Below are 14,231 nucleotides of genomic sequence, written 5' to 3'. Positions count from 1 at the left end.
CCAAGGTGCCTCGCGGGCACGGCGAACCGCCCAGGAGGCCCGGCAGGCACGGCGGAGAGGCCGCTCCCCCCGTGGTGCGGGAGCGGCCTGCGGCGCGGTGGTCAGCGGCGCCCATGCCCGCCCGGGCCGCCGTCGCCGTCCAGCCCGTAGGCGTCGAGGCGGTTCTTGCTCTGCTCGATGTTCTCGATGTTGCCGTCGCGGGTGTCCTTCATCATGCGGACCTGGCTGACCGTGGCATCGGTGATGCCCGTCAGCGCGTCGCGGATGGACATCATGGTGTCCTTGGTGGTCTGCCGTTCCTTCTGCTCCTGCGGCTTGGCCTTTTCGGCGAACTCACCGCTCGTGCCGGGCCAGCCGACCGTGGGGGCCAGCTCGTCGAGGAACTCCTCGGTCATGCTCCTGGCCAGGGAACCGATCTCCTCCAGCTGCCCCGCCAGGGCCTCGATGCGCTGCGGGTCGACGTAGTACCGCTCTCCCATGGTCAGCTCTCCCCGTCCTCGCCGAGCGCGTCCCGCCAGGCAGAAGCGGGCTGGCCGCCGCGTGCCGCTTCCTCGCCGTCGTCGAGGAGCACTTCGGGACCGAAGATCCGCTCCCAGTCCAGTTCGAAGCCCTTCAGCTCCGGCACGTCGCTGCTGGGCTCGGTGAAGGGCGCCATCGCCTTCATCACATGGCGGTTCATCTTCAGGCGCGCGGCGCTCGTGGCCTCGAGGACGCTGGCGGCCAGCTCCTGGGGGGACATGTCTCGGTACTTGTTCTCCAGGAACTCGATCCCGCTCAGTTCGCCCTGCGGGCCCACGGTGGCGCGTACGGCGCGGTCGGACGAGAGCACGGCGAACGACGCCTCCCGCAGTTCGCGCTCGGTGCGCGCGACCGACTCCTGGGCCGTCCGGAGTTCGGCCATCGCCTTTTCCAAACGCTTCTCCAACGGTTCCATCAGACCCGCGCCTCCCTTCGCCTCGATCGTCCCGAACGTCCGGACCCCGGGTCCGGGTATCCGTCCGGCTGCTCCGGCACCTTCACGTCATGTCACGTCAACTGCGTTGCTGATCTTGCCCGGTGAGAGCCCGCGGGGAAAGCGGGGCCCCTGGGACCGGTCCCTCGGCGGCCCGTGGCCGCGCCTGATGCGCGCTGCGGTCACCGGCCGATGACGGCCGGAGTGCCGCCCTCCTCGGTCCCCCACACATCGGCGTCCTCCTCCAGATAATCGGCGGATGTGGTGGCCCCGCGGCCCGGCTGTGCCTCCTCCTCGGAGCTTTCGCCGCCGGTGGTCGCCACCCGGGAGGACGGTGCCAGGAACGAGTCGCTGTCCTCCTGCCGGTTCCACGGGCTGCGCCGGCGGCGGTTGCGCCGCTCGCTCTCCTCGGCGGCGTCGACCAGCACGGCGCGTACCCGCTCGCCGTTGCCCTTGTCGCCGCCCGCGCCCATGCCGCCCATGCCGCCGCCCATCGGCATGCCGGGCGAGCCGGGTGTGCCGGGGGCGCCCGGGGTGCCGGGCCCGGTGGCGGCGGCGAGCGGGCCGCCCGTGCTGGCGGAGTCGGAGAGGGGGGCGACGCCGTTCCCGCCGAGGCCGCCCGGCGAGGAGAGGCCTTCCCCGGGGAGGCCTCCGCCGCCTGCGGAGCCCCCGCTGCCGCCGCTGCCGCCGCCGAGGTCGGGGAGCGAGACGTTCCGCGTGGTGATGCCGTCGCCGCCGGGTCCGCTCCGACCGTCGGGCAGGTCGAGGCTGTCCTTGTCTTTCGCGTTCCCCAAGTCCCCCAAGCCCTTGGGAGAGTTGAGGTCGTGCAGGTCGACCGTCCTGGAGTTGCCCTGCGGGTCGGTGATCGTGGCGATGCCGGTGTCCGGGTCGATGACCTGCTTGCTGCCGTCCGGGAAGGTGGTGGTCGGCATGCCGTTGTCGAGCTTGGTGACCGAGCCGTCCGGGTTGGTCACCTGCGCCCCGTGGGTCAGGTCGGTCACCGTGCTGGTGCCGTCCGGGTTCGTGGTGGTGAGCATCCCGTTGTCCGGGTCGAAGGTGGCCTTGCTGCCGTCGGCGAACGTGGTGGTGAAGTCGCCGTGGTCGAGCGCGGTGTGGCCGCCGGTCGGGGTCCGCAGGCCGGCCTGGTCGCCGCCGTTGAGGTTCCCGAGATCGCCCAGGTCGCCGATCGACTCGGTGTCCAGGCCGGAGTTGATGTCACCGAGGTCGCCCAGGTTCCCCGCGCCGTTGCCGCCATTGAGGTTGCCCAGGTCGCCGAGGTTCTGGGTGGTGGTGTTGCCGTTCGGGTCGGTGGTGACCGCCTGGCCCGTCGAGGGGTCGACGCTCTGGACGGTGCCGTCGGGGAAGGTGGTGGTCAACTTGCCGTCGTCGAGCGAGGTCACGGAACCGTCGGGGTTGGTGACATCGGCGCCGGTGCCGAGGTCGGCGGTGGTGGTCGAGCCGTCGGGGCCGGTGGTGGTGAGCGTCCCGCTGTCGGGGTCGAACGCGGTGCTGCTGCCGTCCGGGAAGTCGGTGGCCACGTCACCCGCGGCGGTCAGCCGGGTGTCGGCACCGGTCGGCGAGTCGAGCACGCCGTCCCCGCCCCCGAGAGCGTTGCTGAGGTCATTGTTGAGGCCGTTGTTGAGGCCGTTGTTGAGGCCGTCGAGGCTGCCCAGATCGGTCGTGGTGGTCGATCCGTCGGGGTTGGTGGTGGTGCTCTGGCCGGTGGAGGGGTCGACGCTCTGGACCGTGCCGTCGGGGAAGGTGGTGGTCAGCTTGCCGTCGTCACCGAGCGAGGTCACCGAACCGTCCGGATTCGTCACCTTGGTGCCGTCGCCCAGGTTCTGCGTGGTGGTCGAGCCGTCCGGGGTCGTGGTGGTGAGCGTCCCGCTGTCCGGGTCGAACGCGGTGCTGCTGCCGTCCGCGAAGTCGGTCTTGAGCTTGCCGCCGCCGAGTTGGGTGCTGCCGCCGGTCGGGGTCCTGAGGGAGCCGCCGAGACCGTTGTTGAGGCCGCCGAGGTTGCCCAGGTTCTGGCTGACGGGCGGCGGGACGTTCGTGGAGTCCGACGTGCCGTCACCGCCCTGGCCGTTCAGTTGGTCGCCGAGGGTGCCGAGGCTCTCGCTGACGGACGGCGGAACATTCGATGCCCCTACGGCCCCCGGGCCTTCACCGTTCAGACCGCCCAGATCACCCAGGCTTTCGGTGACCGGCTTGTTCTGGTTCAGGAGCTCGTCGAGGCCGTCGAGGTTCTGCTCGTTGACCGCGTTCGGATCGTTGAGGCCGCCGAGGCTCTCCTTCATGGACTTGGCCTGTTCCTCGGCCTCGCGTTTGGCCTCGTCCTGTTCCTTGCGCTGCTCCTCGCGCAGCTCGTCCTGGTACTTCTTGTCCTCGTCGCGCTGCTGGTTCTGCTCGTTGCGCAGGTCTTCCTGGAGGCGCTTGGCCTCCTCCTGCTCCTTCCGCTGCTCCTCGCGGAGTTCGTCCTGGTACTTCTTGTCCTCCTCCCGCTGCCGGTTCTGCTCCTCACGCAGCTCCTCCTGGTATTTCTTGTCCTCCTCCCGCTGCCGGTTCTGCTCCTCACGCAGCTCGTCCTGGTACTTCTTGTTCTCCTCGTTCTGCCGGTTGACCTCGTCCTGGTCCTCCTTGAGCTTCTTCTCCTTGTACTCGTCCGCGGCCGTGTCCGTCGACTTCGGCTTGGGCACGTTCTCCGAGAAGTCCTTGCCGAGGTCGATGAAGTGGTTGTTCAGGTCGGACTGCACCTGGGCGGCGGGCTTGCCCAGGTACTCGTCGACGCCCTGGCTCCAGATCTTTACGGCCTTGTCGCCGACCTTCGCCCAGTTGGCGATGTCGGTCAGGTCGCCGTACTCCGGATGCACCTGCGTGAAGTCGCCCTTCGGATTGTGGCGAACGGTCGTGCTGTAGCGGGTGGTGGTCGACGTGATCTCCGTCTGGGCGACGTTGTGCGTGTCCACCCACTGGGCGAGGTCGTCCAGGACGTAACGCAGTACCTGATGCGGGTCGTAGTACGAGGACTTGGCCCAGGTCAGCCACGCGTCGAGCAGCTTCGTGGCGGAGTTCTCCAGGTACGTGCGGCCCAGCGAGAGGGCGCGTGAGTACACCGTGTTGCCGGTCCCCGTCTCGTCGCCGGTACCGGCCGAGGAGTCGAAGGTTTCGACGTAGCTGTCGTAGTTCTCGCGGATCTTCTTCAGCAGACCGCGGAAGACCTCCGCCGCCTCGCCCTTCCAGCTCGCGTCGTCCCGGCCGAACCGGTCCTCCCAGTCCTTGAGGACCGTCGCGTGGTCCCTGAAGAACTTGGCGGCGAAGTCGAAGGAGTCCCCGGTGGTGTTGAAGGAGTTCAGGTCGACCGCGCCGTCCCCGCCCACGCTCAGGTTGCTGAACCGTGCGTCCTGCGTGCCGCCGCCCAGCAGGGCGAGGAGCGCGGCCCGCGGCCCGTTCATGTACCGGGCGAGCGGGATCGTGCTCATCTTGTCCTTGTTGTAGTCCGTGAACTCGTTGCCCTCACGGACCTGGGCGTCGTGGACGTTGTCGGACCCGGGGCCGTCGAAGATGATCTCCTCGCCGGCCTTCACGCGGCCCTCGAAGACGATCCGGGCCTGCATGATCGACCGCTTCTTGCCGCTGTCGAAGAAGTAGACGTCGTAGTCCTCGCCCTTGTTCGTCAGGAACCCGGAGTCCTTGACGACCATGCTGAGGCTGCGCTCCTTGATGTCCATCCGGAAGAGCTTGCCGCCGTGATCGGAACGGAGCGTGTCGAAGACGGTGTTGCGGTCCGGCACCGGATAGCCGGTGATGTGCGCGACCAGGGTGGCCCAGGTGTCGCTCGACGGGTCTTTGGCGTCGTCGAACTTGTCGAGGTTCTCACCGGACTTGGGATCGTAACGATCGGCCACCGGGCGCCCTTTCTGGTCGGTTGTCGTGCGTGCCGGCGGCCCCGGCCGGCGCGGGCGGGTGGGGTCAGTCGTCTTCCGGTTCGCCGGAGGTACCGGCGGTCAGGGTGTCGACCTCTTCGAAGGTCTGCAGGAGTGTCTGCGCCTCGATCGCGCTCAGGTTCTTGTCCTTGGTCTTGCCGGCCTCCTCGATGGTGTCCGAGAGGGCCTCCTTCAGCTCCTTGAAGAGCTCCATCTGGTCACCGAGCAGCTTGTCGATCGACTCGGCCGCCGCGCGCACGCCTTCGACCAGCTTCGGTCCCGAGACCAGCGGCTCGGTGACCATCTTGCCGATGCGCAGGAGCTGTTTGTCCTGGTCGAGGTTGTCGGCGGTGGTGTGTCCGTCGACGAGCTGGCCGAGCGGACGGATGGTGGAGCCGTCGCCCTCCTCGCGGTGCTTCTTGGCGGCGGTGTACACCGGCTGCACCTCGTTGTCCCGGAAGTTCTCCATCTGCTTGAGATCGAAATGCTTGACGTCGGCCTTCTCACCAGCCATGGGACGTTCTCCTGCTGCTCGGTGCCGGACGGGGACCCGAGGTGGCCCGGCGGCCGCTCCGCGGACGGGCGGCCACCGGACCGGGCGCGGGACCTCGTACTGAGTGGGCTGAGGGGGCTGAGCGGGTGGTCAATGCTTAACGGGCGCGCACACTGCCCCAGTTGTCGGCGCTCTTGCGCTCGTCCCGGGAGTGGTTGTCGTGGATCGACCGGATCAACTCGTGGTTGTCACCGAGGAGTCGGGCCATGTTCTTGGTGGCCTGGTCCCACTCCGCCTGGACCTCGCGGTACTTCTCCTGGTCCGCGCCCTCCCAGGAGGCCACCAGCGGCTTCAGCTCGTCCTCGAGGTTGTTGAGGGTCGTGATGATCAGCTGGGTCTGCTCGGTCAACTCCTCGATGGCCTGCTGGACCTTGGGGTATTGCAGGTCGATGATGCCTTCGGACATGACGTCTCCTCTGGAAGGCCGGGCGCCGGGCCCGGGAAGCTCACGAAGTCCGGCCGTACGCGGGGGGCCGGTGCCGCGGTGGGGGTCAGCTCAGCGCTTCGAAGACGCCTTGGCTGGTCTTGCTGTTGAGCACCTCGGTCAGGTCCTGGTTCTCCTTCGCCAGACGGTTGGCGGAGGTCACGTTCTCCTGGAGCGCGTCGATCATCGTGCTGATCTGGACGACGACCTTCTGCGCCTCCGTGTTCCAGCTGCGGAAGAGCTTCATCAGGGCCTGGCCCTCGTCGCCGCCGACGCCCGAACGCGCGGCGATCTCGGCGACGTTGTTCTGCACCTTCTCGACCTGGTCCCGGGCCGACTCCAGAGAGGAGACGCCTCCCAGGCCCTTGGCATAGTCCGCTTTCCTTGCGGCGCTGTCCGGCATGGCGCACTCCTTTCGGTCGGGCGCGTTGTTCGCACCGTTCCCGCTGAGGCTAGAGAGAACCCAGTGTTCCGCGCAACGCGAGTGGGGAAGATCTGAGCATTGGCCGGCCAGTTGAATTCAGCCGTGTGGCAACGGAGTTGTCCAAGGATTGCAACGGGATGAACACCTGCCCAGGGGCGTTCGGGGAATCGCGATGCCGCCGCCGGAGCGGCGGCTCGTGAAACGGGCGGAAAGCGGGCGCCCGAAGCGGCCGAACGGTCACCGGGAAGGCCGTTCTGGGCAGCACGCGAGGGATTACGCGGTCATCGGCGCCCGAAATATTTGAGCTTCCCCTGAGACTTCGCGCACGCATCCCGAATCGCAACGAGGCCTCGGTCGAGCAGAATTCACAGGACCGCGCCACATTCGGCTCGGCCTTTTTCCCGCTATCGCCCCTTTCCCTTTGTTCGAGCCGCTATGCGCACCTTGCCGGAATCGGCGTGCGGTGTCAGCCCCGGGGCGCCGTCCCTGCCTCGGCCGCGACCTTGCTCTCCTCGTCGCCGCCGCTCCGCCCCGGCTCGTCCGCCTTTCCGCAGTCCGGAGCCGTGACCTTGGGTTTCGCGGCGCCGGACGCGGCGGCCGGGTCGAGGTCCGCGCCGGTCGGGAAGGCCGCGAGCAGCGGTGCGGGGACCGAGCTGATGTCCGCGGCCTCGTACCCGAGTGCTTCCAGCGAGATCTTGGCCGAGACGCGGTACTTCACGCCGTTCTCCGCGACCAGGTAGGTGGTTCCGCCGTGTGCGGCGCCGCTCGCGTGCAGGGCTCGGACCAGGGCGCCGTGGCCGGGTCGTACGACGGTGGCGTCGGTCGGGACGCAGGCCGGGCTCAGCGGCTGTGCGGTGCCCTCCGACACCGCGACCGGGGCGAGCCGGGACAGCGGGACCAGCACCGACCTGATCCGGGCGCCGCCGTCGCCGCCGTCCACCTGCGCGCACAGGGCGGTGCCGCGCGGCGCGGACCGCGGGGTCGGTGGCGCGTCCGGCAGCTCCCCCGACACGGCGGGGCCGGGGTTCTTCGCCCGGTGCTCGCGCAGCGCGCCGGCGCCGACCGTGCGCACCTCGGGCGACTCCCCCTGGTAGGCGTCCTTCTGGGTGGCCGGATCGCCGAGGACCAGGGCCGCGCCGAGCCGGGTCAGAGGCACCGTGCCGTCCTTGCGCAGCAGGTGGTAGGTGCTGTCGCCGCCGGGCACGCTGACCTTGAACAGCTGGCCGATGCGGCTTGCCTCGCCGCCGAGTTCGGGGCCCTTGTCGCCGCGGCCCGGCACCTTCGGCGGGCTCAGGGCGGGCCCCGGCGCCAGCGCGTCGAGGAAGGCCGCCGAGACCGGCATCGGCTCCTTGGAGCCGTAACCGAGCGCGTTGCGGGCGTCGGACGCGCGGTCGAGGGCCAGCCTGCTGCCCCGCCACACCAGGTACTCGGTGCCGTCGGGGCCACGCACCAGCACCCCGCGGTCGCCGCCGACGTCACGGGAGTCCAGCGGCGCCCCGGCCACCACGCTGGTGGCCCCGGGCTTGTCCACCCCCGCGTCCCCCACGGCGCCGGAGGTGTCGGGCAGCGCACCGCCGGGCCCGGTGACGCACATGTGCCAGGCGCCGGAGTCGAGTTCACCGGGTCCGGGCACCGTGTCCGGCAGGCCGGGAATGCCGACCGACGCACCCACCGGGACGTCCTTCAGGGAGGCGGTGCGCACGTCGACGGCGGGCAGGTCGGAGCCGCCGATCAGCCGCGCCGACGCGTAGTTGCGCACCGGATGCAGGACGCCGTCCGTGTCGGTCCACAGGTAGCGGGCACCGGTGTCGCTGTTGACCACCAGGTGTTTGCCATCGCGCCAGGCGTCGTTCCCGCCGGGGCGCAGCAGGCCGTAGACGACGGTGACCGCACCGATCAGCACGGTCACGAGCACGCCGAAGACGACACCTCGGGTGGTGCGCCCGAGCGGGCTCTCCGGGGCGTCCGGGTCGGCCGTCAGCAGGCCCGAACTGAGCCTGCCCATCATGAAACTGTGGGCGTGTACCTGGTCTCGTTTGGACTGCACGGCCTCTCCTACGACTCCTACTCCGTGTCCCGGCGGGCGGGCTTCGCGCCCCGGTGTGCGGGCGTGCTCAGCCGAACAGGCCGCGCAGCCAGCCGAAGAGCCCCGCCACCCAGCAGCTGAGCGGCAGCAGCGCCACGGCGAAGAGCGTGTGGGCGAGTTCCGCCGCCCGGCCCCAGTACGGCAGCACCCGGCGGCCGGGCACCGTCCAGGCGGCGACGACGAGTGCGGCGGCCGCGGCGAACAGCGCCGCGAAGACCACCAGGCGGCCGTTGCCGTCGCTGTCCACCGCCCAGGCGCGGGCGAGCAGCAGCAGCCCCCAGACACCGGGCACGGCCAGGGTCAGCCGCTGCGGGATGTGGACGAGGCCGCGGCAGTGCAGCAGCAGGAGCAGGCTCAGGACGAGGGCGGTCAACACCTCGGCAAGGCCCGGGTCTTCGGTGAGGACGACCAGGGCGGCCGCGACCATGGTGCCGGTGGCGGCGAAGAGCGCGGTGACCCAGCGTCCGGCCAGCTCGGTGCGCTGGGCGACCTCGTCACCCGCGTAGGGCTCGATGCCCTGCTGGAGCTGGCTCGCGGAGGACGGCAGCGCGGGCAGCCGCAGGCCCGCCAGCTTGAACGCGAAGGGTGCCACCGCCCCCGCGGCGAGCGTGACCACCGCCGCGACCAGGGCCACCGCGGCCGGTGCGCCCAGGCCGGAGTAGCCCATCAGGGCCCCGGCGATCGCGGCCGCCACCGAGACCAGCGCGGTGGCAAGCAGGGCCGGGGCGCCGACCGCGGTGGCGGCGAGCGCGAGGACCGCTCCGCCCGCGCCGGCCGCGCCCGCAGCGAGCAGCCGTGCCCCCGCGATCCGCACCGTGTCGGGGCCGCTCAGCTCACCGCCGGGCAGCAGCCAGCCCGCCAGCGCCAGGCAGGGCGCCACCAGCAGGCCGAGCGCGATCGCCGAGACGCGGTCGCCGACCGCCCGGCTCGCCGAGCCCGCGCCCGCCAGGAGCAACAGCCCGGCCACGGCCGCGCAGACGGCCCTGCGGGAGCCGGATCCGGTCACGCCCGGCCAGACCACCAGCAGCAGGGCGGCCAGCACTGTCGCCACCGCGGTGCCCACCAGGAGACCGCGGGCCGCTCCGGAGTTCCAGGTGTGCAGCCGACGGCTCGCGGTGTCGGCCATCCCGTCCACCAGGTCGTCGAGCCGCGCCTCGGGCAGCGCCTCGGTGTGGGGGCGCAGATAGAGCACGGCCCCGTCGGAGAGCCCGGCCCTGGCCAGGGTGGCCTCCTCGTCGAGCGGGGCGTCACCGAGCCGTTGGAGCACCCAGCCGGCGTGGTCGAGGCCGGCTTCCTCCGCCTCTTCGCCCACGTAGCGCAGCAGGGTGGGCAGGAGGTCGGCGACCGGCACATCGGCGGGCACGGCCAGGTCGACGGACACGCTCGGCGCACGTACGGTCAGGCGGCACAGTTCGGCCACCGCACTGTCGGTCATAGGCTGAACTCTCGTCTTCCGTGGAGGCTTTGGCGGGAGGACTTACCCGGGGGTGAGGACGTGCGAATAGTACGGAAGCCCCGGGCGGCCGGGAACGAGGGTGCCGGGCAAGGGAATTGCGTCCGCTTCGACCGTGAACACCTCCCCGCGTGGACAGGGCACGTTCCGTGAATGCAGACTACTGCCTACGCCCACCGGGTAGCGCCGCGGACCGGATCCATTGTCCCGGGGAGACCGAAAGAGAGTTGTACGTCAGGGGAGTTGCCCGTTCCCCGCTATGCCCCTGAACCATTCATCCGGTGTTCACCGCATCATGCGGGACCCGGAGAATCGGTGGGGTGCGGTCTTTCCCGTCACCGAGCGCCCCGGTATTCGCTGCGGGCCTGAATGCCAGTAAAAGCGGAGGTTCTGTTCCTTGAGTGTGGAGCTGTTTCGCCGTCCGGCCCGCAGACGCGGACCGGAGATGCCCGAGGGACAATTGACCCTTCAGGAGCCGCCGGTCCTCGCCGAGACAGTTCCGGACACCTCGGCCATATGGACTTATCTGCCGATGGCGCTCATGTCGGTGTCGATGATGCTGATGTTCCTGCGCCCCGGCGGTGGGAACGGCGTCTTCATGTACCTGGCGATGGGCGTCATGGCGCTCTCCGCCGGTGCCATGCTGCTCGGACAGCTCATGCGCCGCTCCAGCGAGCGCAAGCAGCGCCTGAAGGGCGAACGCCGCGACTACCTCCGCTATCTGGCCCAGACCCGCAAACGGGTCCGGGCCACCATCGCGGAGCAGCAGCGCGCACTCGCCTGGCGCCACCCGGAGCCCGCGTCGCTGCGCGCACTGTCGCGCACCTCACGGCTGTGGGAACGCCGCCCGGCCGACGAGGACTTCGGCGAGATCCGGCTCGCGGTCGGTGAACAGCAGCTCGCCCTCGCGCTGAACCCGGTCTCCACCCGCCCGGTGGAGGACCTCGAACCTCTCTGCGCGCACGCCCTGCGCCGGTTCATCCGCGCCTACTCCACGATCCCCGGGCAGCCGCTGGGCCTCTATCTGCGCTCCTCCGCCCGGCTGTTGCTCCGTGCGGAAGAGACCCCCGGCGGCGAGGAAGGCACCGAGGCCGTACGCGCCCTGGTCCGCGCCATGCTCGGCCAGCTCGCGGTGTTCCACGCGCCCGAGGAGCTGTGGATCGCCTTCTGCGTCAGTGACGAGCGGCGGCCCGACTGGGAGTGGGCCAAGTGGCTGCCGCACGCGCTGCATCCGTACGAGGAGGACGGCGCCGGACAGGTCCGCCGGATCACCGCCGACCTCACCGAGCTGGACGATCTGCTCGGCGCCGAGTTCGCCGAGCGCCCCGGCTTCGACCCGGACGCCCGCCCCGGCCGTGACGAGCCCTTCACAGTCGTCGTCCTGGACGGCGTCACCGTCCCCGAAGGGCACCGCTGGGAGGGGCACGGCTACCGCAACGCCCTGGTCCTCGACGTGTCGGGGGCTCTGCGCTGGCGCCCCGGCCGCAACACGCTGCGGCTGACCGCGGGCCCCGACCAGGTGAGCCTGGTGCGCACCGACCGCAGCCGCAAGGAGCGTTCCGTGCCGCTCGGCCGCCCCGACCGGCTCGGCAGGCACGGCGCAGAGTCGCTGGCCCGGCTGCTCACCGGCCGCCGGATCAGCCTGGGCAGCGACATCGCGCAGCCGCTGGACAGCGACGTGGAGCTGACCACCCTGCTGGGCATACCCGACCTGCACCGGCACGACCCGCAGACCCTCTTCGACCGCCACACCGGCTCCGCCCGGCTGCGCGTGCCGATCGCGGTGGGCGTGGACGGCCGTCCGGTGGAGCTCGACATCAAGGAGTCCGCCCAGGGAGGCATGGGCCCGCACGGCATGCTCATCGGCGCGACCGGCTCCGGCAAGAGCGAACTCCTGCGGACGCTCGTCCTGGGCCTGGCCCTGACCAACTCCTCCGAGACCCTCAACTTCGTCCTGGTCGACTTCAAGGGCGGCGCCACCTTCCTCGGCCTGGAGGAACTCCCCCACACCTCCGCCGTCATCACCAACCTCGCCGACGAGGTCGCTCTGGTGGAACGCATGCAGGACGCCCTGCACGGCGAGCTCATGCGCCGTCAGGAACTGCTGCGCTCCGCCGGCAACTACACCTCCGCCCTCGAGTACGAGCGGGCCCGCGCCGCCGGAGCCGACCTCACCCCGCTGCCCAGCCTGTTCGTGGTGGTCGACGAGTTCAGCGAACTCCTCTCCGCGCACCGCGAGTTCATGGACCTGTTCGTGATGATCGGCCGTCTGGGCCGCTCGCTGGGCGTGCACCTGCTGCTCGCCTCGCAGCGCCTGGACGAGGGCCGCATGCACCAACTGGAGAGCCACCTCTCGTACCGTGTCGGTCTGCGCACCTTCTCCGCCATGGAGAGCCGGGGTGTCCTCGGCGTGCCGGACGCCTATCAGCTGCCTGCCCAGCCCGGCAGCGGCTTCCTGAAGTCCGGCGTGGAGTCCCTGACCCGGTTCCGCGCCGCCTACTCGTCCGGCGGTTACGCGCGCCGCACCGGCGCGGTCGTCCAGGCCCGGGTGGCCAGCCAGGTGGTGCCCTGGACCAGCGGCTGGGTGGTGCCGCGCACCCTGGATCCCGCGCCCGCACCGGAGCCGGCGGCCGAGGAGAGCGGCGCCGAGGAGACGCTGCTCGAAGTTGCCCTCGACAGGCTGCGCGACGCCGGTCCCGCCGCCCACCAGGTGTGGCTGCCGCCGCTCGACGAGCCGTCGCCGCTGAGCTTCCTGCTGCCCGGCATCGCCCCCGACCCCGGGCGCGGCCTCACCGCCACCGGCTGGTCGGGCACCGGCAAGCTGCGGGTCCCGGTCGGTCTGGTGGACAAGCCCTTCGAGCAGCGCCGCGACCCGCTGGTCGTGGACCTCTCCGGAGCCGGTGGCCATGTCGCCATCGCGGGCGGTTCGCAGAGCGGCAAGTCCACCCTCGCCCGCACCCTGATCGGCGCCCTCGCCCTCACCCACACCCCCGCCGAGATCCAGTTCTACTGCCTCGACTTCGGCGGCGGCGGGCTCTCGCAGCTCGCCGGGCTCCCGCACGTCGGCGGTGTCGCGGCACGGCTCAATCCGGAGCGGGTGTACCGGGCCGTCGCCGAGGTGATGACGCTGCTCGCCCGCCGTGAGCAGTTCTTCGTCGACCACACCCTGGACTCCATGCAGTCCTACCGTCGGCGGCGGGCCGCCGGGGAGTTCCCCGACGAGCCCTTCGGCGACGTGTTCATGGTGATCGACGGCTGGTCCACGGTCCGTCAGGACTACGACGACCTCATCCCGAAGTTCAACGAACTCGCTGCCCGTGGCCTCAACTACGGCATCCACCTGCTCATCACCACCACCCGCTGGGTGGAGCTGTCGGCCCAGGTCCGTGACCAGGCCGCCACCCGCCTCGAACTGCGGATGGGCGATCCGATGGACTCCGAGATCGACACCCGCAAGGCGCGCTCGGTGCCGCGCAGCGGCGGTCGCGGCATCACCGCCGACAGCAAGATGCACTTCCTCGCGGGCCTGCCCCGCATCGACGGGAGCGGCTCCCTGGAGGATCTCGGCGACGGCGTCGGCCATCTGGTCGCCGAGGTCTCCCGGCACTGGACGGGCGCGTCCGCCCCGCAGGTGCGGATGCTGCCGCACCGGCTGCCGCTCGCCGAACTCCCCGCGCCCGAGGCTACCGAGGGCGGCGGCATGCGCCTCCCGCTCGGCATCGACCAGGACGCCCTGGAACCGGTCTGGCACGACTTCAGCCGCACCCCGCACCTGATCGTGGTCGGCGACGCGGAGAGCGGCAAGACCAACCTGCTGCGCCGCGTCACCGCGGGCATCACCGCTCACTACGCGCCCAACGAGGCGAAGATCATCGCGGTGGACTACCGCCGCACCCTGGTGGACACCATCCCCGAGGAGTACCGCATTGGCCACGTGATCTCCCTGGACAACCTCAAGGAGACCCTCGACGGCGCGGCCCGCGCGATGAAGACCCGCGTCCCCGGAGCCGACATCGCCCCCGCCCGCATGCGCCAGTGCGACTGGTGGACGGGCCCGCGCCTCTTCATCCTGGTCGACGATTACGACATGGTCTCGGGGAACTCCTTCCAGAGTCCCTTCGAGGCCCTCTTCGAGCATCTGACCCTGGGCTTCGAGACGGGCCTCCACCTCGTGGTCGCCCGCAGTGCCATGGGCGCCGGACGCGGTCTCAGCGACGCTCTCCTGCGCCGTCTCGACGAGGCCAACAACCCCGCCGTCCTGCTGTCGTGTCCGCCCACCGAAGGCCGCCTCTTCGGCAACGCGAAGCCCCGCAACCTCCCGCCGGGCCGGGCGATCCACATCGCGCGCCGCAAGGAGCGCCTGATGCAGACGGCGCTGGTTGAGGAGGGCCAGGGGCAGAGCGGCTGAGCGGCGGT

General features: G+C 70.7%; 9 protein-coding genes. 1 reads left to right on the top strand and 8 read right to left on the bottom strand.

What is annotated here, in order from left to right:
* Positions 1-101 precede the first annotated feature (101 nt).
* The 8 genes from AB0E78_RS40485 to eccD all read right to left on the bottom strand — a co-directional run bounded on the left by AB0E78_RS40485 (position 102) and on the right by eccD (position 9,797).
* Entirely contained in the window at positions 102-479 is a 378-nt protein-coding gene (locus tag AB0E78_RS40485; RefSeq protein WP_361844292.1) for a hypothetical protein, read from the bottom strand.
* Positions 480-481: 2 nt separating this feature from the next.
* Entirely contained in the window at positions 482-937 is a 456-nt protein-coding gene (locus tag AB0E78_RS40480; protein ID WP_361844353.1) for a YbaB/EbfC family nucleoid-associated protein, read from the bottom strand.
* Positions 938-1,134: 197 nt separating this feature from the next.
* A complete protein-coding gene (locus tag AB0E78_RS40475; RefSeq protein WP_361844290.1) occupies positions 1,135-4,857 on the bottom strand; it encodes an AAWKG family protein in 3,723 nt (1,240 codons plus the stop codon).
* A 64-nt stretch (positions 4,858-4,921) separates the two neighbouring features.
* Positions 4,922-5,389, bottom strand: coding sequence for a type VII secretion system-associated protein (locus AB0E78_RS40470; RefSeq protein WP_361844288.1), 468 nt, complete (start codon positions 5,387-5,389; stop codon positions 4,922-4,924).
* A gap of 136 nt (positions 5,390-5,525) precedes the next feature.
* Positions 5,526-5,834, bottom strand: a complete 309-nt coding sequence (locus AB0E78_RS40465; protein WP_361844286.1) for a WXG100 family type VII secretion target — start codon at positions 5,832-5,834, stop codon at positions 5,526-5,528.
* An 85-nt stretch (positions 5,835-5,919) separates the two neighbouring features.
* Entirely contained in the window at positions 5,920-6,255 is a 336-nt protein-coding gene (locus AB0E78_RS40460; RefSeq protein ID WP_361844283.1) for a hypothetical protein, read from the bottom strand.
* Between the two features lie 487 nt (positions 6,256-6,742).
* Positions 6,743-8,323 carry a type VII secretion protein EccB gene (gene eccB, locus AB0E78_RS40455; protein WP_361844280.1) on the bottom strand — a complete coding sequence of 527 codons (1,581 nt, stop codon included), beginning with the start codon at positions 8,321-8,323 and terminating at the stop codon, positions 6,743-6,745.
* Positions 8,324-8,390: 67 nt separating this feature from the next.
* On the bottom strand, positions 8,391-9,797 hold the full coding sequence (gene eccD / locus AB0E78_RS40450) for a type VII secretion integral membrane protein EccD (RefSeq protein WP_361844278.1): 1,407 nt from the start codon (positions 9,795-9,797) through the stop codon (positions 8,391-8,393).
* Between the two features lie 463 nt (positions 9,798-10,260).
* On the opposite strand from eccD, the gene eccCa reads away from it, so the two are divergent.
* Positions 10,261-14,223, top strand: a complete 3,963-nt coding sequence (gene eccCa, locus AB0E78_RS40445) for a type VII secretion protein EccCa (protein ID WP_361844275.1) — start codon at positions 10,261-10,263, stop codon at positions 14,221-14,223.
* Positions 14,224-14,231: the final 8 nt, after the last annotated feature.

Origin of the sequence: Streptomyces sp. NPDC032198 (assembly GCF_040636975.1) — a bacterium.
GTDB lineage: Bacteria > Actinomycetota > Actinomycetes > Streptomycetales > Streptomycetaceae > Streptomyces.
The sequence above is the reverse complement of the archived record's forward strand: the minus strand, read 5'-3'. Positions and strand labels throughout refer to the sequence as shown.